26 protein-coding genes are annotated in these 23,332 nt (G+C 65.3%); 12 read left to right on the top strand and 14 right to left on the bottom strand.

The annotated features are described in order from the left end of the window. Window positions 1-40 precede the first annotated feature (40 nt). The gene (locus B2W55_RS12320; RefSeq protein WP_024582951.1) at window positions 41-409 is read left to right on the top strand and encodes a Crp/Fnr family transcriptional regulator; all 369 of its coding nucleotides are present in this window, start codon (window positions 41-43) and stop codon (window positions 407-409) included. Window positions 410-505: 96 nt separating this feature from the next. Here the strand turns inward: B2W55_RS12320 and B2W55_RS12315 are convergent, their stop codons facing one another. Continuing rightward, complete coding sequence (locus tag B2W55_RS12315; protein ID WP_024582952.1) at window positions 506-751, bottom strand: GCG_CRPN prefix-to-repeats domain-containing protein; 246 nt, start codon at window positions 749-751, stop codon at window positions 506-508. Between the two features lie 368 nt (window positions 752-1,119). Between B2W55_RS12315 and B2W55_RS12310 the strand changes: the two genes are divergently transcribed. Beyond that, window positions 1,120-2,097 carry an AraC family transcriptional regulator gene (locus B2W55_RS12310; protein ID WP_244442273.1) on the top strand — a complete coding sequence of 326 codons (978 nt, stop codon included), beginning with the start codon at window positions 1,120-1,122 and terminating at the stop codon, window positions 2,095-2,097. 67 nt (window positions 2,098-2,164) lie between these two features. After that, window positions 2,165-2,701, top strand: a complete 537-nt coding sequence (locus B2W55_RS12305; protein WP_024582954.1) for a DUF4112 domain-containing protein — start codon at window positions 2,165-2,167, stop codon at window positions 2,699-2,701. Between the two features lie 63 nt (window positions 2,702-2,764). Here B2W55_RS12305 and B2W55_RS12300 read toward each other — a convergent pair whose 3' ends face one another. From B2W55_RS12300 to B2W55_RS12280, 5 genes are all read right to left on the bottom strand, one after another. Next, window positions 2,765-3,055 (bottom strand): hypothetical protein, encoded by a 291-nt coding sequence (locus B2W55_RS12300; protein ID WP_016844322.1) that lies wholly within the window; start codon window positions 3,053-3,055, stop codon window positions 2,765-2,767. Window positions 3,056-3,278: 223 nt separating this feature from the next. Beyond that, window positions 3,279-3,443 carry a DUF3309 family protein gene (locus B2W55_RS12295; protein WP_080891097.1) on the bottom strand — a complete coding sequence of 55 codons (165 nt, stop codon included), beginning with the start codon at window positions 3,441-3,443 and terminating at the stop codon, window positions 3,279-3,281. Window positions 3,444-3,635: 192 nt separating this feature from the next. After that, window positions 3,636-4,049 carry a peptide-methionine (R)-S-oxide reductase MsrB gene (gene msrB / locus B2W55_RS12290; RefSeq protein ID WP_024582955.1) on the bottom strand — a complete coding sequence of 138 codons (414 nt, stop codon included), beginning with the start codon at window positions 4,047-4,049 and terminating at the stop codon, window positions 3,636-3,638. 21 nt (window positions 4,050-4,070) lie between these two features. Continuing rightward, entirely contained in the window at window positions 4,071-4,787 is a 717-nt protein-coding gene (gene msrA / locus B2W55_RS12285; protein ID WP_024582956.1) for a peptide-methionine (S)-S-oxide reductase MsrA, read from the bottom strand. A 277-nt stretch (window positions 4,788-5,064) separates the two neighbouring features. Beyond that, on the bottom strand, window positions 5,065-6,174 hold the full coding sequence (locus tag B2W55_RS12280) for an ATP-dependent DNA helicase (protein ID WP_021076988.1): 1,110 nt from the start codon (window positions 6,172-6,174) through the stop codon (window positions 5,065-5,067). A 212-nt stretch (window positions 6,175-6,386) separates the two neighbouring features. Here B2W55_RS12280 and B2W55_RS12275 point away from each other — a divergent pair, with 212 nt between their 5' ends. The 8 genes from B2W55_RS12275 to B2W55_RS12240 all read left to right on the top strand — a co-directional run bounded on the left by B2W55_RS12275 (window position 6,387) and on the right by B2W55_RS12240 (window position 13,410). Beyond that, the gene (locus B2W55_RS12275; protein WP_024582957.1) at window positions 6,387-7,592 is read left to right on the top strand and encodes an LLM class flavin-dependent oxidoreductase; all 1,206 of its coding nucleotides are present in this window, start codon (window positions 6,387-6,389) and stop codon (window positions 7,590-7,592) included. Between the two features lie 216 nt (window positions 7,593-7,808). After that, entirely contained in the window at window positions 7,809-8,759 is a 951-nt protein-coding gene (locus tag B2W55_RS12270) for a sulfonate ABC transporter substrate-binding protein (protein ID WP_024582958.1), read from the top strand. Between the two features lie 40 nt (window positions 8,760-8,799). Further along, on the top strand, window positions 8,800-9,753 hold the full coding sequence (locus tag B2W55_RS12265) for a sulfonate ABC transporter substrate-binding protein (protein WP_024582959.1): 954 nt from the start codon (window positions 8,800-8,802) through the stop codon (window positions 9,751-9,753). Continuing rightward, entirely contained in the window at window positions 9,735-10,916 is a 1,182-nt protein-coding gene (ssuD, locus tag B2W55_RS12260; RefSeq protein WP_029879603.1) for an FMNH2-dependent alkanesulfonate monooxygenase, read from the top strand. The genes B2W55_RS12265 and ssuD overlap by 19 nt, the downstream gene beginning before the upstream one ends. Further along, the gene (locus tag B2W55_RS12255) at window positions 10,913-11,719 is read left to right on the top strand and encodes an ABC transporter permease subunit (RefSeq protein WP_024582961.1); all 807 of its coding nucleotides are present in this window, start codon (window positions 10,913-10,915) and stop codon (window positions 11,717-11,719) included. Before ssuD ends, B2W55_RS12255 begins: the two co-directional genes overlap by 4 nt. An 8-nt stretch (window positions 11,720-11,727) precedes the next feature. Continuing rightward, complete coding sequence (locus tag B2W55_RS12250) at window positions 11,728-12,573, top strand: ATP-binding cassette domain-containing protein (RefSeq protein ID WP_024582962.1); 846 nt, start codon at window positions 11,728-11,730, stop codon at window positions 12,571-12,573. Between the two features lie 7 nt (window positions 12,574-12,580). After that, window positions 12,581-13,171, top strand: a complete 591-nt coding sequence (locus B2W55_RS12245; protein ID WP_024582963.1) for a flavin reductase family protein — start codon at window positions 12,581-12,583, stop codon at window positions 13,169-13,171. An 83-nt stretch (window positions 13,172-13,254) separates the two neighbouring features. Next, the gene (locus B2W55_RS12240) at window positions 13,255-13,410 is read left to right on the top strand and encodes a hypothetical protein (protein WP_024582964.1); all 156 of its coding nucleotides are present in this window, start codon (window positions 13,255-13,257) and stop codon (window positions 13,408-13,410) included. 43 nt (window positions 13,411-13,453) lie between these two features. On the opposite strand, the gene B2W55_RS12235 is transcribed toward B2W55_RS12240, so the two are convergent. The 6 genes from B2W55_RS12235 to B2W55_RS12210 form a co-directional block, all read right to left on the bottom strand. Further along, the gene (locus B2W55_RS12235) at window positions 13,454-14,839 is read right to left on the bottom strand and encodes a sigma-54 dependent transcriptional regulator (protein WP_024582965.1); all 1,386 of its coding nucleotides are present in this window, start codon (window positions 14,837-14,839) and stop codon (window positions 13,454-13,456) included. Between the two features lie 53 nt (window positions 14,840-14,892). Then, window positions 14,893-15,237, bottom strand: a complete 345-nt coding sequence (gene fliN / locus B2W55_RS12230; RefSeq protein ID WP_024582966.1) for a flagellar motor switch protein FliN — start codon at window positions 15,235-15,237, stop codon at window positions 14,893-14,895. Window positions 15,238-15,257: 20 nt separating this feature from the next. Further along, a complete protein-coding gene (locus B2W55_RS12225) occupies window positions 15,258-15,881 on the bottom strand; it encodes a FliH/SctL family protein (RefSeq protein ID WP_024582967.1) in 624 nt (207 codons plus the stop codon). After that, window positions 15,881-16,966, bottom strand: a complete 1,086-nt coding sequence (gene fliG, locus B2W55_RS12220; RefSeq protein ID WP_024582968.1) for a flagellar motor switch protein FliG — start codon at window positions 16,964-16,966, stop codon at window positions 15,881-15,883. Before fliG ends, B2W55_RS12225 begins: the two co-directional genes overlap by 1 nt. A 1-nt stretch (window position 16,967) precedes the next feature. Then, on the bottom strand, window positions 16,968-18,596 hold the full coding sequence (gene fliF / locus B2W55_RS12215; RefSeq protein ID WP_024582969.1) for a flagellar basal-body MS-ring/collar protein FliF: 1,629 nt from the start codon (window positions 18,594-18,596) through the stop codon (window positions 16,968-16,970). Window positions 18,597-18,768: 172 nt separating this feature from the next. Continuing rightward, window positions 18,769-19,044, bottom strand: coding sequence for a DUF1153 domain-containing protein (locus tag B2W55_RS12210; RefSeq protein ID WP_002714638.1), 276 nt, complete (start codon window positions 19,042-19,044; stop codon window positions 18,769-18,771). Between the two features lie 429 nt (window positions 19,045-19,473). Here B2W55_RS12210 and B2W55_RS12205 point away from each other — a divergent pair, with 429 nt between their 5' ends. Further along, entirely contained in the window at window positions 19,474-20,253 is a 780-nt protein-coding gene (locus B2W55_RS12205) for an alpha/beta fold hydrolase (protein WP_024582970.1), read from the top strand. Window positions 20,254-20,900: 647 nt separating this feature from the next. On the opposite strand, the gene B2W55_RS12200 is transcribed toward B2W55_RS12205, so the two are convergent. Then, a complete protein-coding gene (locus B2W55_RS12200) occupies window positions 20,901-21,611 on the bottom strand; it encodes a flagellar hook assembly protein FlgD (RefSeq protein WP_024582971.1) in 711 nt (236 codons plus the stop codon). A gap of 10 nt (window positions 21,612-21,621) precedes the next feature. Then, window positions 21,622-23,199: a flagellar hook-length control protein FliK gene (locus tag B2W55_RS12195; RefSeq protein ID WP_024582972.1), complete on the bottom strand. Its 1,578-nt coding sequence runs from the start codon at window positions 23,197-23,199 to the stop codon at window positions 21,622-21,624. Window positions 23,200-23,332 lie beyond the last annotated feature (133 nt).

Below are 23,332 nucleotides of genomic sequence, written 5' to 3'. Positions count from 1 at the left end.
AGGACGCATTCTGCGCCTGGTTCGGGGAAAGGAATTTCGAGTGGCAGACGCAAGCTTCAGCCTTCTGACGGGCAACAGCATCGAAACCCGGCTGGTCCGCGCCGGCGGAATCATCTTTCGCGAGGGCGAGCAAGCCAACGAGCTCTTTGTCATCAAGAGCGGCTATGTGCGCATCCAGGTCGGCAACAAGACCATGGCGGACCTGGCACCGGACACGATCTTCGGCGAGATGGCGTTGATCGACAACGAACCGAGGAGTGCGACCGCCACGGCGCTCACGGATGTCGAGCTCGTCCCAGTCTCGGAAAAGCAGTTTCTCTTCCTCGTCAGCCAGACGCCGCATTTTGCCCTGAAGGTGATGAGGACGCTGGCACAGCGGCTCAGGACCATGAACAAGGGCGTCTATTGAGTGCTTTGGCCGACCCGTTGATGGCTGCAAACGAAAACGGCGGACGTGTCCGTCCGCCGCTCGCGTGATGGAAAAGGTCTTCGTGCTCAAATCCCTTTAGGTGCCGTTGGCGCGGCAGCGCCCGCCCGGGCCGATATGAAAGCCGCGCGGACAGGCATGCGCCCATGGCTGCGCGAAGTTGCGGCGGCAGCCGCCGTAGGGGCCGCGATGCCAGCCGCCGCCGCAACCGCCGGCAACCGTGACGACATCGGGATTCTGCGCGGTCGTGACCGGTGCGAGCGGCATGGCGCCGGCGCTGCCAAGCATGGCGAGAAGCAAGGCCGTCGCAATCAATCTGCTCATGAGTATCGTCCTCTGCTGATGCAAAAAGTCATTCGTCAGTAACCAGAGCGTTTTCGAGCGAAGTGGATACCGGTTCGCGTGAAGAAACCGCGTCAAAACAAGAATCTAGAGCCCCGTTGCGATTCAATCGGAACGGGATAGGCTCTAGCTGCCGGCGAAGGCAATCCTGGCCCGCACCTCGCCGATTGAACTCAGAGCCATCGGTACGCCCTCCGCGGCTCGCGCGTCTTGGACTGGGAAGCGCCGGAGAATTGCGGACTTGGACTGTCCGGCGCTGTGCACGGACCGGCGAGGGCACAGTTGCTTTCACGGGCGGTTCATCTGATGGTAGTCAGACTACAGGCCTGCCATTTGGTCCCGCCCTTCCGATGTCCGTCGTCAAGATGTCCGTCATCAAGAAAAGGCTGTCGACCGACATGCTGCCGCCCGGCCTCGGCGAGCGGCAGCGCTACCTGTTCTTCGCCGAATTGTTCGAGCATTTCTCGAACACCGGCGAACTCGACCCGTCGCCGGCGGTGCCGTTTCGCGCGACGATGAACTCGATCCATATCGGCACCACCATGCTCGGCCGCTGCAACGGCAGCTTCACCACCGTGCGGCGCGAGCGGCGCCAGGTGCTGGCGACCAACGACGACCGCTATTGCCTGGCGCGCAACACCGGCGACCGCACTTCTGTCGTGACGCACCGCGGGCGCGAATTCCAGATGCGGCCGGGCGCCATGGTGCTGCTCAAGCTGGACGAGCCGTTCTTCACCGCCGACGGCGCCCACCACAAGCGCTTCACCAATGTCCATCTGCCGATGGCGACGTTGCGCGCCATGGTCGGCGGAGTCGATGACCTGGTCGGCCGCGAGCTCGCGCCGGGCGGCGCGCTGTCGCTGGCGATGGACTACAGCGACCTGCTGCTGCAATCCCCTGATGCGGTCGACGAGGCCGGCTTCGCCATCGCCGCGCATCTGCTGGATCTCGTGGCGCTCGGCCTCGGCGCCCGCGGCGATCTCGCGGCCGCTGCGCAGCGCCGCGGCCTGCGCGCGGTCAGGCTGAAGTCGCTGCTGATGATCCTGGAGGCGCGCTTCACCGAGCCGGAGTTCTCGGCGCACAAGCTCGCCGCCGCAACCGGGCTGTCGGAGCGTTACGTCAACGAGCTACTCTACGAGGCGGGCGCGAGCTTCACCATGCGGCTGACCGAATTGCGGCTGGCCAAGGCTGCCAAGTTGCTGGTCCATGATGCCGAGCGGCGGATCAGCGATATTGCCTTCGACTGCGGCTTCAACGATCTGTCCTATTTCAACCGCTGCTTCCGCCGCCGCTTCGGCTTGACGCCGTCGGCCGCGCGCGGCACCTGATGCGGCCTTGAACGTGACACAGTGGTAATGTGACGCAACTTGAACCGCCTGCCTGCGTTACCATGTGATGGCCATGCCCGAGGACGACGTCTTTACGCCCAATGCCACGCGATCGCGGCCGCCCTTCGGCGGGGCGCAGGCGCGTGGCAAGATCATCGATCAGGACGGGCGCGAGCTGCCGGATGGCCCGCAGCATCCGGGCTTCGAGAGCTTCCACTTCGACTTCCGCAACTCCAGCGCCAATCCGTTCGGCAATCTGACCCGCGAGCAGCGGTTGCAGCGGTTGGAGATGATCGCACGGCTGCTCGACGTCGCCTTCGTCGTGCCGGGCACCAATGTCCGCTACGGCATCGACGGGCTGATCGGCCTGATCCCGGTGATCGGCGATCTGATCACGACGGCGATCTCGCTGTGGCTGGTGCGCGAGGCCCGTTTGCTGGGCGCGCCCTGGCACATCACGGCGCGGATGCTCGCCAATGTCGCCGTCGACGGCGTGATCGGCATGGTGCCGGTGGCGGGCGATGCTTTCGACGTCATGTTCCGCGCCAACATCCGCAATGTGCGGATGCTGCGGCGCTGGCTCGACAAGCAGCCCGGATTCTGACCCACAAAACAAAAGCCCCCGGACAATCGCCGAGGGCTTTTCGTTGAGGGAAGAGCAGAGAACTTATGCGGCGTCGGCATCCGTCTGGCTGGCGGCGGGGCGCGGACGGCGCGGCAGCGGGAAGGCTTCGCTCTCATAAAGCGACCGGATGCCGTTCTGGTCGAAGCGGGCTTCCTCGACCTGCAAATAGGCGCCGTTCAGCGAATCCGCCGGCAACTGCTCCATCGCGAACTGCACGGCTTCGGCGGCGGTGCCGAAACGGCGGTACGCGAAGCCCGCCCGCTTCTTCTTGCGGATCGCGGCAGGAAACAGTTCGGCAGACGTATTGTAGTTGAACGGACGCAGGGGACGCATGGTCGACGACCTCTTGTGTTCTTGGCAGTTAGCGTGGCGAAAGGGATTTGGGGGACGGCGGCCTCTACTTGGCGGCGCGCCGTACATGTCATTTCGGTCCCTAATATAGGCCTCTTTGACAAAAATGCGACCCCAGAAGCGCCCCCGGCAGGGCACATGCTGAATCCGCGCATGGCACGAAAGCGGATCAAATAATCTTATTTATTTCAATGGTTTATGGCTCTCAGATCTTGTCGAGCCAGGCCAGGATCGCGACCACGATCAAAATCACCCCGAAAAGGCCCATTCCGGAGTGGCCGAGGCCATAGCCATAGCCGCGGATCCGGCCGCTATAGCCGCCCAGCAGGATAACCAGCAGGATGATGATGAGGATCAATCCGAGCGACATGGCGCCCTCCTCGGAACAGGCGGCAGCCGCGCGGCGAGACGCCGAAGGCCCCGCGAGTTCCGAGCAAAGCACATTCCGGCCCGCGAGTCGTTAAGGCCGGCGGTCGATCACGAGGATGTTGTTTGTCCCGGAGGTCAAAATAAAGCCCCGCGCGACCGGTCGGCGGTCGCGCGGGGCGTGGGTGGTGACGGCCTACTTCTTCTCGTTCAGCTTCAGCGCCGCCGAATTGATGCAGTAGCGCAGGCCGGTCGGGCCAGGGCCGTCGTTGAAGACATGGCCGAGATGGCCGTCGCATTTCGAGCACAGCACTTCGGTGCGGATCATGCCGTGGCTGATGTCGCGCTCCTCGTCGACATGGCTCTCGACCGCGGGCTTGGAGAAGCTCGGCCAGCCGCAGCCGGAGTCGAACTTCTGGTCGGACTCGAACAGCGTCTGTCCGCAGCCGGCGCAGACATAGGTACCCTTGCGGGGATCGTGCTCGTATTCGCCGGTGAACGGGCGCTCGGTCGCCTTCTCACGCAGCACGGCGTACTGCATCGGCGTCAACTCCTGGCGCCACTCGGCCTCGCTCTTGCGGACCTTGCCGTCAGTCTTGGTGTCGGACATTCAACCTCCTTTGCGAGATGCTCAGTTGGTGACCTTGGTGCTGCTCACCAGCGTCGGCTTCTCGATGTAATTCTCCGCGAAGATCTTCTTCAGGTTCTCGACCTTCGGGATGTCGTTATACGCGATATAGGGTTGGTTCGGGTGCAGCGTCAGGTAGTCCTGGTGGTAGCCCTCGGCCGGATAGAACGCCTCGAGCGCGCCGACCTTGGTGACGATCGGCCTCTTGTAGACCTTGGCGGCGTTGAGCTGGGCGATATAGGCATCCGCCACCTTCTTCTGCTCGTCGCTGGTGGTGAAGATCGCCGAGCGATATTGCGTGCCGGAGTCGGGGCCCTGGCGGTTCAACTGGGTCGGGTCATGCACGACGGAGAAGAAGATCTGTAGGATCTTGCCGTAGGAGATCTTCTGCGGGTCGTATTTGATCTCGACCGATTCCGCGTGGCCGGTGGAGCCGGTCGACACCTTCTCATAGTCGGCATTCGCCTTGCTGCCGCCGGAGTAGCCGGACACCGCGCTGACGACACCGGCGGTGTGCTGGAACACGCCCTGCACGCCCCAGAAGCAGCCACCGGCCAACACCGCGGTCTTGATGCCAGTCTCCGGCGCGCTTGCGGCCGGCGGCGGGATGATCACGGCGTCCTCGGCGGCAAGCGAGGGCGCGACTGCAAAAGCGGCAACGGCCAGCGCGCTAATCGCGGCAGCGCAAAGCGAGAGGCGGCTGAGGGAGCTCTTGGGCATGGGTTCCTCGTGGGATCGGGGGCCAGTTTAGAGCGGGCGCCGGCATTGGCAAATCGGACCGGGCTGCTCCGACGCTTCAAAATACGGGCGAGGGGCCGTTTTGTTACGGCGCGGGCCACACGGTTTCGTGAGGGAAATCAGCGAAGTTCAGGGATGACGGTGATGGATTTTTGTCCGCGGCCCCTCCACGCATGTCGTCCTGGCTTTCGCCAGGGCGACGCCGAATGTTGGTGTCACAGACTCACCTGTCAGGATGACGTCGGCGCCTGCGGGACCGTCACACCACCACGCTCAGCCGCTTCGCCGCCCGCGTGATGCCCGTGTAAAGCCACCTCGCGCGCGAGTCCTGGAACGCAAAGCTCTCGTCGAACAGCACGACGTCGTCCCATTGCGAACCCTGCGATTTGTGCACGGTCAGCACATAGCCGAAGTCGAACTCGTCATAGGGCTTGCGCTGCTCCCATGGCACGCCCTCGACGCCGCCGTCGAAGCATTCGCCGCGCACCGAGACCTTGGTGACCTTGTAGCCGAAATCCTCGTCCGGCATCACGCGCATGGTGATGATCTTGGATTTCGACTGCGCGCGTGCCTTGACCCGCCACAGCCCGCCATTGAACAGGCCCTTCTTGCGGTTGTTGCGCAGGCAGACCAGCTTGTCGCCGGCGACCGGCAGCGGATCCTCGATGTTCAGCCGCTGCCGCACCCGCATGTTGTAGGCGCGGCGGGTGTTGTTGCGGCCGACCAGCACCTGGTCGGCGCTCATCACGCGGTCTGGATCGAGCTCCTTGCGCGACACCACCTCGCTCTCGCCGTGGCGGCCGATCTCGAGCTCGCGGCCCTCGCGGATATCCATCGACATCCGCACGATCGGATCGTCCTGCGCCTGGCGATGCACCTCGGTCAGCATCGCGTCCGGCTCGGCGTCGGTGAAGAAGCCGCCGCCCTGGATCGGCGGCAATTGCGCGGGATCGCCGAGCACCAGCAGCGGGCAATCGAACGACATCAGATCGCGGCCAAGCTCGGCATCGACCATCGAGCATTCGTCGATCACGATCAGCTTGGCCTTGGATGCGGGGGCGTCGTCCCAGAGCTCGAAGCTCGGCTGCTCGACGCCGGACTCGCGGGCGCGGTAGATCAGTGAGTGGATCGTGGACGCGCTGTCGCAACCCTTGTTGCGCATGACAAGCGCCGCCTTGCCGGTGAAGGCGGCGAATTTCACCTCGCCGTCGACGCCCTCGGCGATATGCTGGGCGAGCGTGGTCTTGCCGGTTCCGGCATAGCCGAACAGTCGGAACACCGGCGGTGTCCCGTTCTGGCCTGGCTTGGCTTTCAACCAGTCGGCGACGGCTTTCAGCGCAGAATCCTGATGCGGCGTAAAGGTGGTCATGAGCTTTCGGAAGGGTGAGCGCGCGATCAATAACGCCGCGACTCAGCTTGTTACAAGCTAACCATTCGTGCGTTCCGATCAAGCCGGCTTCCGCTGCGCGGAATTGGCGTTTCGTCCCTGAGGCTAGACTTGGTTCGAGCCAGCACTAGACTGCCTGAAAACAACAAATGGCCGGGCCACCCTAGGTGGGACCCGACCTTGGGAGTGACGCCATGAAATTCGGCATCTTTTACGAGCTGCAACTGCCGCGCCCCTGGAACGACGGCGACGAGCTCCGCCTCTACCAGAATGCGCTGACCCAATTGGAGACCGCCGACCGACTCAACTACGACTATGCCTGGGTCGTCGAGCATCATTTCCTCGAGGAATATTCGCACTCGCCGGCGCCGGAATCCTTCCTCGCTGCCGCGAGCCAGCGCACCAGGAACATCCGGCTCGGCCACGGCATCTTCCAGCTCACCACCAATCATCCGGCGCGCGTCGCCGAGCGGGTCGCGGTGCTCGATCTCCTGAGCAACGGCCGCTGCGAATTCGGCATGGGCGAGAGCGCCTCGATCACCGAGCTCACGCCGTTCGGGCGCGACATGGAGACCAAGCGCGAGGTGTTCGAGGAAGCAGTCGAGGCGATCTTCCCGATGTTCACCAAGGTCGGCACCGAGCACCACGGCAAATATTTCGACATCCCGTTGCGCAACGTCGTGCCGAAGCCGGTGCAGAAGCCGCATCCGCCGCTCTGGATGGCCTGCTCGCAACTGCCGACCATCGAACGCGCCGGACAGAACGGCTTCGGCGCGCTCGGCTTCCAGTTCGTCAGCGCCGAGGCGGCGCACGCCTGGGTGCACGCCTATTACAACGCGATCACCAAGCGGCTGAAGAAGCTCGCCGACTACGAGATCAATCCCAACATGGCGCTGGTCTCGTTCTTCATGTGCGCGGAGACGGACGAGGAGGCGCGCAAGCGCGCCGACGGCGCGACCTTCTTCCAGTTCGCGCTGCGCTATTACGGCCAGGCGCAGAACCGGCAGCGGCCGGCGCCCGGCACCGTCAACATGTGGGACGAGTACAACAAGTGGAAGCGCGAGAATCCGGAGGCGCAGGAGGCCGCGTTGCGCGGCGGCCTGATCGGCTCGCCGGAGACACTGCGCAAGAAGCTGCGGCGCTTCCGCGCCTCGCATATCGATCAGGTGATCCTGCTCAATCAAGCCGGCAAGAACACGCATGAGCATATCTGCGAGTCGCTCGAATTGTTCGGCAAGGAAGTGATGCCGGAGTTCCAGCACGATCCCGAGCACGATGCCTGGAAGAAGGGCGTGCTCGACGGCTCGATCCAGCTCGAGGAGATCGACACCCAGGCGTTCTCGGACCGCTACGGCAAACTCGCGGTCAACGTCGGGTCGAAAGCCGCCGCCGCGGGTTGATCAATCGATGTGCAGCGACCTCGCGTTTCCGTGAGGAAAATAATTCGCTACGCCCTGTCGGCGCTTTAAAAGAAACGGCACGCGCGATGCCTGCACCGAAGTGCAGGCATCGCTATTTTTGGGCGGTGCTCGACAGCTTCATTCGCGCGCCCCATCATCCTGACATCGCATGATCGCGCGACCGCTAGCGCGCTTGGTCGTCAGGAGATTTTTGGAATGAAGCGTCGTGAGTTCCTCCAGCTGTCGCTCGCCACAGCCGCATCGGTCGCGCTGTCGCCGGGCGCGCAGGCGCAGGCGGACACGAAGGAAATTCGTATCGGCTACCAGAAGAACGGCGTGCTGGTCATCACGCGGCAGCGCGAAGCCTTGGAAAATCATTTCAAGCCGCAGGGCATCAGCGTGAAATGGGTCGAGTTCTCCTCGGGCCCGCCGATGATGGAGGCGATGAATGTCGGCAGTGTCGATTACGGCGCGGTCGGCGATTCCCCGCCGATCTTCGCGCAGGCCGCAGGGGCGGCCATCGTCTATGCCGCGGCCCAGCCCATCATCAATGGCTCGGGCATCCTGGTGCCGCAGAATTCGGCGATCAGGACCATTGCCGACCTCAAGGGCAAACGTGTCGGCTTCACCAAGGGATCCAGCGCGCATAACGTCGTGATCCAGACCCTAGAGAAGGCCGGGCTGACCTATGACGACATCACGCCGGTCTATCTGACGCCGCCGGATGCTGGCCCGGCCTTCGCCAATGGCGGCATCGATGCCTGGGCGATCTGGGATCCGTATTTCGCGATCGCCGAAACCAAGCAGAATGGCCGCATTCTGATCAACACCAGCGAGGTTACCAAGACCAACGCGTTCTACATCGCGAACCGCGACTTTGCGACCAAGCGTGGCGCTCTCCTGCAGCAGGTCGTCGATGTCACGACGTCAACGGCGGCGTGGGCGCAGGCGCACCCGGACGAGGTCGCGAGATCGCTGGCCGCCGTCACAGGCGTGCCGCTCGATATCCAGACCATCGCGGCGCGGCGCGCCGGCTTCTCGGTGGGCCCCGTGACCGACGACGTCATCGCGACCCAGCAAGGCGTCGCCGACCGCTTCTTCAAGCTCGGCTTGATCCCGAAGCAGATCGCGATCCGCGACATCGTCTGGCGCAACACCCAGACCTGATCGGCGCGCATTTGGTCATTTCAATGCAGAAGGATTTCTCATGACGCGTTTGTTCCGGCGCTGGGTCGCCCGCGCAGTGCTGTCGGTCAGCATCGTTGCCGCCACCGTCAGCGCGTCCTACGGCGAGGAGAATGTGGTCCGCATCGGCTACCAGAAATACGGCAAGCTGGTGCTGCTGAAGAGCAAGGGTTCGCTCGAGGAGAAGTTGAAGGCGGTCGGCACCAAGGTGGTGTGGACCGAGTTTCCGTCCGGGCCACCGCTGCTCGAAGCACTCAACGTCGGCGCGATCGATTTCGGCAACACCGGCGAGGCGCCGCCGATCTTCGCGCAGGCCGCCGGCGCGCCGATCCAGTATGTCGCCTATGAGCCGCCGGCGCCGAAGGGCGAGGCGATCCTGGTGCCGAAGGACAGCCCGATCAAATCGGTCGCCGACCTCAAGGGCAAGAAGGTCGCGCTCAACAAGGGCTCCAACGTCCACTATCTCCTGGTGAAGGCGCTGGAGAAAGCCGGCGTCAAATATTCCGAGATCGAGCCGGTATTCCTGGCGCCGGCCGACGCGCGCGCGGCGTTCGAGCGCGGTTCGGTCGATGCCTGGGTGATCTGGGATCCGTTCCAGGCAGCGGCCGAGGCCGCCACCGGCGCGCGCACCGTCGCGGACGGCACCGGTGTCGTCGCCAACTACCAGTTCTACTTCGCCTCGAAGAGATTCCTGCAAGCCGATCCAAAGATCGTCCAGCTCGTGGTGGCGCAGCTCAGCGAGGTCGATGACTGGGCCAAGAACGATATCCACGCCGTCGCCGAACAGCTGGCGCCGAGCATTGGCCTGTCGGTGCCGGTGGTCGAGGTCGCGCTGAAGCGGCAGGCCTACGGCATCAAGCCGGTCACCGATGCCGTCATCGCCGATCAGCAACAGGTCGCCGACACGTTCTTCGCGCTCGGCCTGATCCCCAAACAAATCAAGATTTCCGACGTCGCATGGAGGCCAGGCACGTGAGCACCCCGACCAACGCCAACATCCTCTGGTTCCTGCCGACCCATGGCGACAGCCGTTATCTCGGCACGTCGATCGGCGGCCGCGAGGTGAATTTCAACTATCTGCGCCAGATCGCGCAGGCCGCCGACCAGCTCGGCTATTACGGCGTGCTGCTGCCGACCGGGCGGAGCTGCGAAGACTCCTGGGTCGTGGCGTCGGCCGTCGCGCCCTGGACCGAGCGGCTGCGCTATCTCGTGGCGGTCAGGCCCGGCCTGCAATCGCCGAGCGTCGCTGCGCGCATGACCGCGACCCTGGACCGGCTGTCGAACGGCCGCCTCCTGATCAACGTCGTCACCGGCGGCGATCCGATCGAGAACAAGGGCGACGGTATCTTCCTAAATCATGACGAGCGCTACGCGGTGACCCGCGAGTTCCTCAACGTCTACAGTGATCTGCTCGCGGGCAAGACGGTCAATGTCGAGGGCCAGCACATCCGGATCGAGGACGGCCGCTTGCTGTTCAATCCGGTGCAGTCGCCGCGGCCGCCGCTGTATTTCGGCGGTTCGTCGGATGCCGGCATCGACGTCGCGGTCGATACCGTCGACAAATACCTGACCTGGGGCGAGCCGCCGGCGCAAGTCGCCGAGAAGATCGCACGGGTGAGGGCGGTCGCAGAGAAGCGGGGCCGCAAGCTGTCGTTCGGCATCCGCCTGCATGTGATCGTGCGCGAGACCAATGCCGAGGCGTGGCGCGCCGCCGACGAACTGATCCAGCATGTCACCGACGACACCATCGCCACCGCGCAGAAGATCTTCTCGCGGATGGATTCGGTCGGTCAGCAGCGCATGGCGCAGCTGCATGGCGGCCGGCGCGACAAACTCGAGATCAGCCCGAACCTGTGGGCCGGCGTCGGCCTGGTGCGTGGCGGGGCCGGCACCGCGCTGGTCGGCGATCCCGAGACGGTCGCTGCGCGGATCAAGGAGTATCAGGACATCGGCGTCGATACCTTCATCATGTCGGGGTACCCGCATCTCGAGGAAGCCTATCGCTTCGCCGAGCTGGTATTCCCGCTGTTGTCGCTCGGACACGGTAACAACGTAACGCCGATCCGGGTCAACACCGGGCCGTTTGGCGAGACCATCGGCAATGAATATCGGCCGCAGAAACAGGCATCGCAATCATGAGCTTGATCGATTCACTCCCGCGCGTCGGCGCGCCCAAATTGCCGAAGGTCGATGGACTGATCCCCTGGATCGTGCCGCTCGCGATCGTGCTGATCTGGCAGCTTGCCTGCGTCACCGGTTTTGTTCCCTCGCGCGTACTTCCGGCGCCGACTGACGTCGCGCTGGCGGGATGGAAACTTCTGCTGTCCGGTGAGCTGGTCCGCAACATCTGGGTCAGCTTCTGGCGCGCCTCGATCGGCTTCCTGATCGGCGGCGGCATCGGCTTCGCCTTCGGTCTCGCCAACGGCCTGTCGCAGCTCTCGGCCAAGCTCACCGACACCACGTTGCAGATGGTGCGCAACATCCCGCATCTGGCGCTGATCCCGCTCGTCATCCTCTGGTTCGGGATCGACGAGTCGGCCAAGCTGTTTTTGGTTGCGCTCGGCGTGTTCTTCCCGATCTATCTCAACACGCTGCACGGCATCCGCACCGTCGACCCGCAACTGATCGAGATGGGCCGGATCTACGGCATGACCGATGGCGAGCTGTTCCGCCGGGTGATCTTCCCGGGCGCACTGCCTTCGATCTTCGTCGGCCTGCGCTTTGCGCTCGGCATCATGTGGCTGACCTTGATCGTCGCCGAAACCATCGCGGCCTCGTCGGGCCTCGGCTACATGGCGATGCAGGCGCGCGAGTTCATGCTGATCGATGTCGTCGTGCTCTCGATCCTGATCTACGCCCTGCTCGGCAAGCTTGCCGACAGCGCCTCCCGGGCGCTGGAGCGGCTGACCCTGTCATGGCACCCCGCCTTCCAGAACAAGTGAGAATGAGAATGCAAGAAGCGCTTCGTTTCCAGGCGGTGGACGCCGAGCCGGTCGATCGTGCCGACATCGTCGTGCAGGCGCGGCAGCTGCGCCGAGGACCGGACGCCGCGACCCGTGGGCTGTCGCTGACCATCCGCGGCCTGCGCAAGGCGTTCGGCGACAATGAGGTGTTGCGCGGCATCGACCTGCACATCCCGGCCGGCCAGTTCGTGGCGATCGTCGGCCGCAGCGGCTGCGGCAAGAGCACGCTGCTGCGCCTGGTCGCGGGCCTCGATGCGCCGACCGCGGGGACTATCGCTTTCGGCGAACAGCCGCGGGCGCAGGATGTCCGCGTCATGTTCCAGGAGCCGCGGCTGTTGCCCTGGGCGCGAGTGCTCTCCAATGTCGAGGTCGGTCTGGGGCGCGAGCGTTCCTCGACGGATGCGCAGGCGCGCGCCGAACGGGCGCTGGTCGAGGTCGGCCTCGGCGACAAGCGCAGCCAGTGGCCGTCGGTGCTCTCGGGCGGCCAGAAGCAGCGCGTTGCGCTGGCGCGGGCGCTGGTCAGCCAGCCGCGCGTGCTGGCGTTCGACGAGCCGCTCGGCGCGCTCGATGCATTGACCCGGATCTCGATGCAGCAATTGCTGGAGCGGGTCTGGCGCGACCAGGGCTTTACCGCGATCCTGGTGACGCACGACGTCGCCGAGGCCGTCGCGCTCGCCGACCGCGTGCTGGTCATCGAGGATGGCCGCATCGCGCAGGACGTCACGATCGACCTGCCGCGGCCGCGCCGGCGCGGGTCGGCCGAGCTCGCCGCGCTGGAAGGCGAGATCCTGAAGCATCTGCTGGAAGGCAGCGAAGACACATCCGATCTGTGAGGCCGTCATGAACTCCGTCGTCCGCAACGTTTCGATCGCATCAGCGGTTACGGCCGCCGATTTCCGCGGCGCGATGCGCCATCTCACCGGTGGCGTCAGCATCATCACGGCCGGCCGGGGCAAGGACATCTCGGGGATGACGGTGACCTCGGTGTCATCGCTGTCAGTCGAGCCGCCGTCGCTGATCGTCAGCATCAACCGTGCCGCCTCCTCATGGCCGCTGATCGCCCGCCATGGCGCGTTCGGCGTCAACATCCTGACCGCGGATCAGCTCGACATCGCCGAGCGATTCACCGGCAAGGGCGGAGTGAAGGGTGCCGACCGCTTCACCGGCGCCGAATGGACGACGCGCGCCACCGGTGTACCGCTGCTGGTCGGGGCGCTGGCCGCTGTCGACTGCGAGGTCGAGGAGGTCATCGAACGGCATTCGCATGCGATCGTCATCGGCCGCGTGCTCGACGTGATCGCCTCGGAGCGCACCGCCGCGCTGGCCTATTGGCACGGCGAATATGTCGCGATTGACCGCGAGGAGGATGCCGCGCGGCTCGCCGAGGTCAGCCTGCCGTCGCGTCACGTCCACGCAAGCGGCCCGCGCTAACTGACGGGCTCGGAGTCGTCGAGCTAGCGTTTTGCCGGGCTGCGGACTAAAAGCCGCCGGTGTCTGGGAGACGTGACGGTTCGATGAAGCGCGTGGGGACCTGGCTGTTCTATCTCGTCGGCGCGATCGCGGTCGCGTATCTGGCGCTCTATGCGTATGCGACGTTCAGCGGCCGCGACGTCACGCCGGGTGATCCGATCCGGATCTTCCGCAAGCCCGACGCGCCCAGCTATTCGTGACGCGCGGCAAGCGGCGGGGCCAGTTCCTCCCGCCTCTCGTGGTTCAGCCGGCCGTCGCCAGCCGCTGATAGTCGCCGCCGCCATTGCCGGCCGGGGTGATCGGGATGCCGCCGTCGGCATATTCGTTCAGCTTGTTGCGCAGCGTGCGGATCGAGATGCCCAGGATATTCGCGGCATGGGTGCGGTTGCCGAGGCAGTGCTTCAGCGTTTCCAGGATCAGGTCGCGTTCGACGTCGGCGACGGTGCGGCCGACCAGCGCGCGGGTGACCTGCTCGGCGGCGAGCGTGGCGTGCGCGACCGCGGGCGCGGTCTTGGCGAGGTCGAGGCGGTCGCCATCCGGGGTCAGGATCGCCTCGGGACCGATCTCGTCGCCCTGGGCCATCAGCACCGAGCGATGGATGGTGTTCTCGAGCTCGCGCACGTTGCCCTGCCAGCGGTTCGCGGTCAGGATCTGACGGGCTTCGGTCGAGATCGGGCGCACCGGCAGGCCGTTGGCCTCGGCATATTTCTTGGCGAAGTGCTGCGCCAGTTCGAGGATGTCGGCCGGACGGTCGCGCAGCGGCGGAATCTTCAAATTGACGACGTTGAGGCGGAACAGCAGGTCCTCGCGGAAGCTGCCCTCGCGCACCGCCTCCGACAGGTTGCGGTTCGAGGTCGCGATGATGCGGATGTCGACCGGGACCGGCTTGGTGCCGCCGACGCGGTCGATCACGCGTTCCTGGATTGCGCGCAGCAATTTGGATTGAAGGCGCACGTCCATCTCGGAGATTTCGTCGAGCAGCAGCGTGCCGCCGGTGGCTTCCTCGAACTTGCCGATGCGGCGCGCCACCGCGCCGGTGAAGGCGCCCTTCTCATGGCCGAACAGTTCGGATTCCAGCAGGTGCTCGGGGATCGCCGCGCAGTTGATCGAGATGAACGGCCGCTTGGCGCGGCCCGAGCGAGAGTGGACATAGCGCGCCAGCACCTCCTTGCCAGTGCCGGACTCGCCGGTGATCATGACCGAGGCCTCCGAGCCCGCGATCTGCTGCGCGAGCTTGATCACCCGGCCCATCGCCTCGTCGCGCCAGATCAGGTCGCGCGCGTCGTTGGCGACCGCGCCGAGCACGGCCGCGATCAATTCCGGATCGGGCGGCAGCGGGATGTATTCCTTGGCGCCGGCGTGGATCGCGGCGACCGCGGCGCGGGCATCGTTGGAGATGCCGCAGGCGACGATCGGCACGTGGATGTGCTCGGCCTCGAGCCGCATCACCAGATCGCGGATGTCGAGGCCGACATCGACCAGCAGCAGGTCCGCACCCTTGCCGCCGCGCAGCACACCCATCGCCTGTTCGGCCGCCTCGGCGTGGGTCACCGTGGCGCCGTTGTCCATCGCGATCTTGGTCGCGGTCGTGAGCTGGCCCTTCAGGGTGCCAACGATGAGAAGCCGCATGATGATCTCCTGTTCGTCTGGTCGCGCAGGTTCCGCGCGCTACCGCTAGATTGTTAAGAGCGCTCTGCCTTGATGATTTCGGTCATGGTCACGCCGAGCTTGTCTTCCACCAGCACCACTTCGCCACGCGCCACCAGGCGGTTGTTGACGTAGATGTCGATCGCCTCGCCGACGCGGCGGTCGAGCTCGAGCACGGTGCCCGGCCCGAGCTTCAAGAGGTCGCCGACGTCCATCTTGGAGCGGCCGAGCACCGCCGAGACCTGCACCGGCACGTCGAACACGGCCTCGAGATCGGCCGCGATGCGCGCGGCATGTTCGTCCTCGTTGTAGCCGATGTCGTCGATCCCCGGCGCGTCGGCGGAGTTGAGATCGGGAAGCGGGACGTTGGTGTCGCTCATGGTTCAGCCCTCAATCGCCTTCAGCCGGCCTGGTCGCGGGACGCCAGATAGCGCCCGACGAGTTCGTTGATCTTGCCTTCGATCGCCGCGCGTTCCAGCACCACGCCGCCGTCAGCCCATTCGATCCGGCAGTCGCCGGTTGCAATGGTCGGCTCGGCCAGGATCACCAGCCGGCCCTGGAAGCCGGAATGCGCCGCCATCCGCTCGATATTGTCGTGCGCCGCCTCGTAGAGCGCGTCATTGATGCGGACCACCAGGTGCGGCGTCGCCACCAGATGCGAGAAGCAGTCGGAGACCAGCGCGGTAATCTCGCCGAGCGGCTCGCGCGCGATCAGTTCGGAGCACAGCTTGCGGGCGACCGCGACCGCGACGTCGACAGCCTCGGTCTCCATCCGGGTCTCGATGCCGGCAAAGCGCGCGGCGATGCCCTTGATCGCGGTACCGATCTCCTCCAGCGCCTGCGCGGCGCGGCGGTCGCTCTCGACCTTGGCCTCGCGCAACGCGGCCTCGTAGCCGGCGCGGTAGGCCCGTGCCTCGGCATCGGCCACTTTCTGGGCGACCTCGGCCGGCGTCGGCGCGCGTTCCCGCGAGCGGTCCGGCGCCGAGAAATCCGTGTCGAACAGGAATTTTGCGGGGGCGGCCATCAGTACACCAGCTCGTCGTCGGCGCGGTTCTTGGTCAGCGTGATCTCGCCACGGGCGGCGAGGTCCTTGGCGAGGTTGACCAGCAGCGCCTGCGCCTCGTCGACGTCGCGCAGCCGCACCGGGCCCATCGCGGCCATGTCGTCCATCAGCATTTTGCCGGCGCGCGAGGACATGTTGCCGAGGAAGAAGCTGCGCACCTCCTCGTTGGCGCTCTTCAGCGCCACGCCGAGCTTGTCCTTGTCGATGTTGCGCATCAACGTCTGCGCCGAGGCGGAATCCAGCTTGATCAGGTCGTCGAAGGTGAACATCAGCGCCTTGATGCGCTCGGCTGATTCGCGGTTCTCTTCCTCCAGCGAGGTGATGAAGCGGGTCTCGGTCTGGCGGTCGAAATTGTTGAAGATCTCGGCCATCACCTCATGGGCGTCGCGGCGGCGGGTCTGCGACAGGTTCGACATGAACTCGGTGCGCAGCGTCTGCTCGACCCGCTCGATGACTTCCTTTTGCACCGCCTCCATGCGCAGCATGCGGCCGACCACGTCGAGGGCGATGTCCTCGGGCAGGATCGCCAGCACGCGGGCGGCATGCTCCGGCTTCAGCTTCGACAGCACCACGGCGATGGTCTGCGGGTACTCGTTCTTGAGGTAGTTGGCGAGCACCTCTTCCTGCACGTTGGAGAGCTTCTCCCACATGTTGCGGCCGGCGGGGCCGCGGATCTCGTCCATGATGCCGGTGACCCGCTCGGCCGGCAGGTACTGTTGCAGCAGCCGTTCGGTGGCGTCGAAATTGCCCATCAGCGCGCCGGAGGCCGACATCCGCGAGACGAATTCCAGCATCAGATCCTCGACCACGTCGGCCTCGACGGTGCCGAGCGTCGACATGTGGACCGACAGCTCGCGGACCTCCTCGTCGTCGAGCATCGACCAGATCTTGCCGCCATACTGTTCGCCGAGCGCGAGCATCAGGATCGCGGCGCGCTTCGGGCCGGGCAGCGGCTTGGCCTTGGGGCGCGCGTGCTGCCGGGTCGCCAGCGTCGAGAGGACGGTGGCGATGTCGTTGGCGTTGGTGGTCTGCGGTACTGCTGCCATGTCAGCTCTCTGCAGGCTCGCTCAGCCATTGACGGACAATGGAGACGGTTTCGTTCGGATTGCGCTCGGCGAGCTCGCCGACCCGATGCACGGCCTGGGCATGGACCTGGCCCTGGATCTGGGCGACGTCGATCAGTTGCGCTGCGCCGTTGCTGCTCGGGATCAAGGCCTGCCCGGTCGCGCCGGTGCTTTCTGCGCTCGCTTCCGCCATCGCGGGCGCGCCGGCACCGGCCAGCGCCGGGACCACGTCGGCGGCGACGATGCGCTTGACCAGCGGGCGGACCACCATGAACAGCACGACCAGGCCCAGCATCATCATGACACCGAGCTCGATGACGTACATCACGTCATCCTTGGTGAATTGCAGCATGCCGAGCAGGCCGGTCGGTTCGGCGATCGGCTGCGTCGCGGGCGGCTCGGCGAAGCGCAGGTTGACGACCTCGACCTGGTCGCCGCGCTTCTGGTCGAAGCCGATTGCGGAGCGGACCAGGGCTGCGATGCGGTCGAGCTGATCCTTGGTGCGGTCCTGGTAGACCAGCTCGCCCTTGTCGTTCTTGGCGTAGCTGCCGTCGACCAGCACCGCGACCGAGATGCGGTTGACGCGACCGGCTTCGGTCACCTCGGTCTTGGTGGTGCGGGAAATCTCGTAATTGTTGGTTTCCTCGCTCTTCTTGCTCTGGTCGCGGGCACGGGCGGCGTTGTCCTGGTTCTGGTTGCCCGGCAGCTCGTTGTTGACGGTGACCTGGCCGGAATTGTCGGCGGTGAGGCTGCTTTCTTCGCGGGTCTGGGTCGAGCGCAGCACGCGGCCTTCGGGGTCGAACTTGTCCGAGGTCTGGGTGATCTTGTTGTAATCGAAGTCGGCCGAGAGCTGGACCCGGGCGCGGCCGGCGCCGACCACCGAGGAGACGATGTCCTCGACCTGCTTGCGCATCCGCTTCTCGAACGCGGCGCGACGCTCGTCGCCAACCGCGGCATCGGCATCCGATTGGGCGCCGTCTGCCAACAGCTGGCCGGCTTCGTCGACGATCGAGACCCGGGTCGGCTTCAGTCCATTGACGGCGGAGGCGACCACGTGGCGGATCGCGCGGATCTGCTGCGGCTCCAGCGAACCGCGCACCCTGAGCACGATCGAGGCCGAAGGCTCCGGCGTCTCGCGCGAGAACAGCGGCTTTTCCGGCAGCACGAGGTGGACCCGCGCGGCCTGGACGCGGTCGATGGCGCGGATGGTGCGGGCGAGCTCGCCCTCCAGCGCGCGCAGATGATTGATGTTCTGGACGAAGCTTGTGGTGCCCAGCGCGTCCGATTTGTCGAAGATCTCGTAGCCGACGCCGCCGCCCTTGGGCATGCCGCCCTCGGCGAGCTTCATCCTGAGCCGCGTCACCTTGTCCTTCGGCACCATGATCGCCGCGCCGTCATTGCGCAGCTCGAACGGAATCGCCTGGCGCTCCAGCTCCTTGATGATGGCGGAGGAATCCTCGGTCGACAGATCGGTGAACAGGGTGGTCATCTGCGGCGTGGTGACGCGCATGATGACGAAGGCGAAGAAACCGATCAGCGCTGCGGTGACCGCAACCATGGCCACGAGACGGGCCGCACCAAGACCTCTCAGGAAAGCAACCAGACTTTGCACCAACGGCCCCCAGGGATTCGGCCCACGCGGGTCCGACTGGGCAAATATTGCCTAGGGTATGGTTTCGATATGGTTAACGAAGGTTAAGAACCGCGGCAAAAACGCGGACATGAAAAAAACCGGCTTCGCAAGGCGAAGCCGGTTTTCATCAAATGCACCATTAAGGCGAAACTTACTGCCGGTACTGCTGGATCCGTGTGGTGCGCAGCCCGGCCAGACCATGCTGGTCGATCGAGAACTGCCAGGAAAGGAATTCATCGACGGTCAAAGTGTAGCGGCTGCAGGCCTCCTCAAGGGAGAGCAGGCCGCCGCGGACCGCAGCGACGACTTCGGCCTTGCGGCGGATGACCCACCGCTTGGTACCGGGGGCCGGCAGGTCCGCAATCGTTAACGGGCTGCCGTCAGGCCCGATGACGTATTTTACCCTCGGGCGATGGGGTTCTGTCATGGCGTACTCACAAACTCTCAACCACTGAACTCGCAGGAGGTAAACTACGCCCACCGGTTTAAAATTTGCCTAAGCCCAAGCGTTCAATACGAATCTCGTTGGAACGGCCGGGAACAGAGGGGCGGCAAGGGCCGGATTCAACAAATCGAAGGCCCGGGCGGAATGCCGGTTTCATCCCCGGCCGTCCGGCCGCCAGGCCGCCGGTTCCGGCCGGCAGCAATAGGAAATCGTCGTTCCCCTCAGTATCTCCCCGCTGCTTGAACGGCGTCATACGAGGTGAACCTTGGTCGGCCTTCCCACCCTGTTCAACTATCCTTGATGTCCGCGCTTGGAGCGACACCGCTCGTAACCATGCGCCATTGCGTGCGTAGGAGAGGTTGTCCGCTCATCGCAGGTGAGCACTTCACTCCTTCCATCCGAACCCTTGTCATGATGATGAACAGACGTACTTTCTCGACCGCCCTGCTGGCCGGCGCGGCGGCTTCGCTGGTGTCCTCGCGCGGCGCGGCCGCAACCGCGCCGCCGGTGCAGGCACGCAACGTCGTGCTGGTGCATGGCCTGTTTGCCGACGGCTCCTGCTGGTCGGACGTCATTCCGCGCCTGCAAGCGGCCGGGCTCAATGTAACGTCGGTGCAAAATCCGCTGACCACGCTCGACGAAGCGGTTGCCTCGGCGCAGCGTGTGCTCGATCGGCAGGATGGCCCGACGGTGCTGGTCGGCCATTCCTTTTCCGGCATGATCGTCACCGAGGCCGGCATGCATCCGAAGGTGTCGGCGCTGGTCTATGTCGCCGCGCGCGCTCCCGATGCGAACGAGGACTACACCGCGCTGGCCAAGACCTATCCGACGCCGCCGGCGAGCGCCGGCATCGTGTTCGACGGCGACGAGGGGCGACTGTCGGAAGCAGCCTTCCTGCGCGATTTCGCCGGCGACCTGCCAGAAGCCAAGGCGAAGGTGCTCTACGCCGTGCAGCAGCCGTTCCACAGGCAATTGCTGGCAGGCAAGACCAGCCACGCCGCCTGGCGCAGCAAGCCGAGCTATTACGCCGTCTCGACCGAGGACCGCACCATCAATCCGGATCTCGAGCGCTTCATGGCGAAGCGGATGGGCGCCACCACGATCGAGCTGAAGGCCAGCCATCTCGCGCTGATCTCGCAGCCCGACGCGATCGCACGGCTGATCCTTGATGCAGCGGGGCAGTCGAAGTGAGGGCCGCCGACAGCACTCGCTGGTCGCGTTGATCGCCCGACCGAGCGCATGATCCGGAAAGTGTTAGGCGGCTCTCGAAAGCATGACGCGTGCGCTCAACCACATTCGATATGCAGCCGCGCGGCTACTCTTCTGCGGCCGGCAGCCGTTCGCGGAGCGCTGCAATCTCCAGCATGACGGTGATGGCGATGGTCCTGAGCCGCGCGTTCTCGGCCATCGTCTCGGCGAGCTGAGGAGGCATGGCCATCGCGTGCCGGGGAGCGTTGGGAGCGCGGTCGGGCGATGGGGGACGTGTCGGGTTCACGAGCTAACTCTTCCCGGTGGTCGAAGGCGGGCGGCTTGGGTGGCTGCGGAGGTTTCAGGGCAGAATCGGCGATCGGGCGCGGAAAATCACGATAGCGCTGGCTTGCTTACAGACAGCTGACGTGCGGCAATTTATTTCTGATCATGTCTATTGATGTTGTTGGCGAGAGATTGCGAACCGGCTCGCGCCAGATTACCGCCGTTCCAGTCACCCCAAATGCCGATTGTTGCGCGCTGCCGGAGCGGCGAGTCCCTGCAACAACCTTCGCCGCGGCGTAAGTGGCCCGGCCTTCGCCGGGACGACGCCGGTGATTGACGTGATGCAACGCACCCGCAGGCCGAGGTTAGCTCGAGCTCGTGGTGCCGCGGACCACGCGCTTGACCTTGTCGGTGGTGTAGGTCTGGCCACCGATCGAGAGCAGCGGCGGCGAGGCGGTCAGGTCGACGGAATCCACCATGCCCTGCACCTCGGTGGAAATCGCGATCGGGTTGCCCTTGGAGTCCTTGCCTGTGGCGGTCAACGTGTAGGTGCCGGCCGGCCATTGCGTGCCGTCATTGCCCTTGCCGTCCCAGACGAAGCTGGCATTGCCCTGACTGAGGTTGAAATTGCCGGAATAGGCGGTCTGGCCGGTCGCGGTCGTGATCGTGATGGTGGCGCTGGTGGCCTGGGGGGACACCAGATTCCAGGTCGCGGATTTGTTGAACTGCGTCTTGCTGCCGTCGACCGCGACCGTGTTGCCGACATAGACCAGTGCCTGGGTCGACTGCGCGCTCTTCTCGATCGCGATCAACTGCTTGAGCTGATCGTTGGATTTCAGCTGCTGCTCGACACCGGCGAACTGCACGAGCTGCTGGGTGAACTGGTTGGTGTCGAGTGGGTCGAGCGGGTTCTGGTTCTGCAACTGCGTGGTCAGCAGCGTCAGGAAGGTCTGGAAATTGTCGGCGATGCCCTTCGAGGTGGTCAGGCCGCTGCCGCTGCTGCTTCCGGAGCTCGTTCCGCTGTTGGTGCCCGGTGCAGAGACGACCGGCGTCGGCATGCTTGCGTCGACTGCCATGATGAACTCCTTACACTCTTATATCGACGCCGCCGAGGGCGCTGGTGGTGCGTCCATAGGAGCGGCCGGCTGCCGCTGCGGGAGCGCTGTCCTCTTCGGCGACGATCAGATGATGCGCGTTCGGATTGGACTGGCCATTGCTGTTCTGGCCCGACTGCGACTGGTCGCGCAGGCTGAACTGCAATCCGCCATTGCTGGTCGAGAGGCCGGCATTGTCGAGTGCGCGCTGCAACTGGTTGGCGTCCTGGCGCAGCATCGACAGCGTTTCCGGGCGTTCGACGGTGAGATGCGAGGTCACCTGGCCGTTGCGGTCGACATCGATGCGGACATCGATGCGGCCGAGCTCGGCGGGGTCGAGCCGGATCTCGAAGCGGCTCTTGCCGCTCTTGGCGGAGGCCGCGATCTGCATCGCGAGCCCGCTGAGCGGCACCGCGGCAGCTTGCGCGGCGTTGGTCACGGTCAATTGCGCGGTCGCGGAGGGCGTAGTCTGGGTGGCGGGCAGTTGCGGCTGCAATGCATTCGCCGCCTGTGCGCTGGGATCAGGCGTCGCGAGCTGGGCCTGCGCGGCGGCGTGACCGCCGATGGTCGGCGTCGGCGCGGTGCTGCCGTCGCCGTTCGTATCGGCCTTGATGGCATCGGCCGCACCGTCCGCGGTGGCCTTCGCCTTGCCGGTGACGGCGGCAGCCTGCGCGACCGCGGGCACGATAGTGGTTGGGCTGGCCGACGCGGCGCCGCCGCTGCCGGAGGCGGCGCTGTCCGGGTCGGCAGGCGCGGTCGCGGTGGCGTCCTTTGCGGTCATCTGCACCTTGGCCTGAATGGTCTTCGTGGCGGGCGTTGCGGCGGCGACCGTCGTGCCGAGTGCAGCATCGCCGGACGCCGTCGCTGCGCCTGCGACCGTTGCGGCATCGGTGCCGGTGACGAGCTGCTCCTCGGTCTTGACGCCGGCCGCCTTGGCGACCTTATCGGCATTCGCCGTCGTGACCGCCGCAGTTGCGGTGCCGGTCGCCGCGGGCGTACCCGTGCCGGCAGTAGCACCAGTGCCGGCGATCGCCGCGCTTGCCGCGATGGCGGCGGCGGCGATCGCAAGCGGTGCGGCCGGCTGGTCGGATGGCGCGCTGGCCGCCGCCGTCGGATCGGCTGCCGGCGCTGCCGCGACAGCCGCGATCACCGCACTGGCCGTTGCGGCATTGGACGGATCCGGCTGTGGCGTGGCTTGCGCGGTCGCCGATGTGCCGGTCGTGGATTGCGTGTCGGTGCTCGATTTCGAGTCGTCCGATTTCGATTTCGACTTGGTCTTGCGCGACGAGGCATCGTCGCTGTCGACCTTCTTGTCGTCCCGCGAGCTCGTGGAATCCCGCGCGGTCCGGTCGGGGGCCGTGCTGCCGTCGCGGGAGGCATCGTCAGACCGGCGCGCGGGCGCCGGTTGCGTGTCATAGCGGCTGCTGTCGCTGCTGGACGCGGTGCTGCTGTCGACCAGCGCGGCAAAACCGTCATTGCTGGTCCGCGAACTGGAATCGGACCGCGCAGGGCGCGGTGTCGCGCCCTGAAAAGACAGGCCTGCCAATGCTTCCGACGTGACGCTGACCACTGCCAACCCTCGCAAATGAGACTTCCGGCGTTCTGTCAGCAAGGAGTGGGCCAACCACGGCAGGCACAAAATATTCAGATACTTCAATGTATTAGCTTTTGCGCTTACGGACCGGAACCAGTTCCCGACCGGC

Source organism: Bradyrhizobium sp. UBA2491, from assembly GCF_002341725.1.
GTDB lineage: Bacteria > Pseudomonadota > Alphaproteobacteria > Rhizobiales > Xanthobacteraceae > Bradyrhizobium.
Note: the sequence above shows the minus strand (reverse complement) of the source record. Positions and strands in the feature narration are given on the sequence as shown.

Bases quoted from the DNA above. Each gene is read 5' to 3' on its own strand.
- B2W55_RS12315 (WP_024582952.1), bottom strand. From the start codon at position 751: ATGAGCAGATTGATTGCGACGGCCTTGCTTCTCGCCATGCTTGGCAGC.
- B2W55_RS12310 (WP_244442273.1), top strand. From the start codon at position 1,120: ATGTCCGTCGTCAAGATGTCCGTCATCAAGAAAAGGCTGTCGACCGAC.
- B2W55_RS12305 (WP_024582954.1), top strand. From the start codon at position 2,165: ATGGCCATGCCCGAGGACGACGTCTTTACGCCCAATGCCACGCGATCG.
- B2W55_RS12300 (WP_016844322.1), bottom strand. From the start codon at position 3,055: ATGCGTCCCCTGCGTCCGTTCAACTACAATACGTCTGCCGAACTGTTT.
- B2W55_RS12295 (WP_080891097.1), bottom strand. From the start codon at position 3,443: ATGTCGCTCGGATTGATCCTCATCATCATCCTGCTGGTTATCCTGCTG.
- msrB (WP_024582955.1), bottom strand. From the start codon at position 4,049: ATGTCCGACACCAAGACTGACGGCAAGGTCCGCAAGAGCGAGGCCGAG.
- msrA (WP_024582956.1), bottom strand. From the start codon at position 4,787: ATGCCCAAGAGCTCCCTCAGCCGCCTCTCGCTTTGCGCTGCCGCGATT.
- B2W55_RS12280 (WP_021076988.1), bottom strand. From the start codon at position 6,174: ATGACCACCTTTACGCCGCATCAGGATTCTGCGCTGAAAGCCGTCGCC.
- B2W55_RS12275 (WP_024582957.1), top strand. From the start codon at position 6,387: ATGAAATTCGGCATCTTTTACGAGCTGCAACTGCCGCGCCCCTGGAAC.
- B2W55_RS12270 (WP_024582958.1), top strand. From the start codon at position 7,809: ATGAAGCGTCGTGAGTTCCTCCAGCTGTCGCTCGCCACAGCCGCATCG.
- B2W55_RS12265 (WP_024582959.1), top strand. From the start codon at position 8,800: ATGACGCGTTTGTTCCGGCGCTGGGTCGCCCGCGCAGTGCTGTCGGTC.
- ssuD (WP_029879603.1), top strand. From the start codon at position 9,735: ATGGAGGCCAGGCACGTGAGCACCCCGACCAACGCCAACATCCTCTGG.
- B2W55_RS12255 (WP_024582961.1), top strand. From the start codon at position 10,913: ATGAGCTTGATCGATTCACTCCCGCGCGTCGGCGCGCCCAAATTGCCG.
- B2W55_RS12250 (WP_024582962.1), top strand. From the start codon at position 11,728: ATGCAAGAAGCGCTTCGTTTCCAGGCGGTGGACGCCGAGCCGGTCGAT.
- B2W55_RS12245 (WP_024582963.1), top strand. From the start codon at position 12,581: ATGAACTCCGTCGTCCGCAACGTTTCGATCGCATCAGCGGTTACGGCC.
- B2W55_RS12240 (WP_024582964.1), top strand. From the start codon at position 13,255: ATGAAGCGCGTGGGGACCTGGCTGTTCTATCTCGTCGGCGCGATCGCG.
- B2W55_RS12235 (WP_024582965.1), bottom strand. From the start codon at position 14,839: ATGCGGCTTCTCATCGTTGGCACCCTGAAGGGCCAGCTCACGACCGCG.
- fliN (WP_024582966.1), bottom strand. From the start codon at position 15,237: ATGAGCGACACCAACGTCCCGCTTCCCGATCTCAACTCCGCCGACGCG.
- B2W55_RS12225 (WP_024582967.1), bottom strand. From the start codon at position 15,881: ATGGCCGCCCCCGCAAAATTCCTGTTCGACACGGATTTCTCGGCGCCG.
- fliG (WP_024582968.1), bottom strand. From the start codon at position 16,966: ATGGCAGCAGTACCGCAGACCACCAACGCCAACGACATCGCCACCGTC.
- B2W55_RS12210 (WP_002714638.1), bottom strand. From the start codon at position 19,044: ATGACAGAACCCCATCGCCCGAGGGTAAAATACGTCATCGGGCCTGAC.
- B2W55_RS12205 (WP_024582970.1), top strand. From the start codon at position 19,474: ATGATGATGAACAGACGTACTTTCTCGACCGCCCTGCTGGCCGGCGCG.
- B2W55_RS12200 (WP_024582971.1), bottom strand. From the start codon at position 21,611: ATGGCAGTCGACGCAAGCATGCCGACGCCGGTCGTCTCTGCACCGGGC.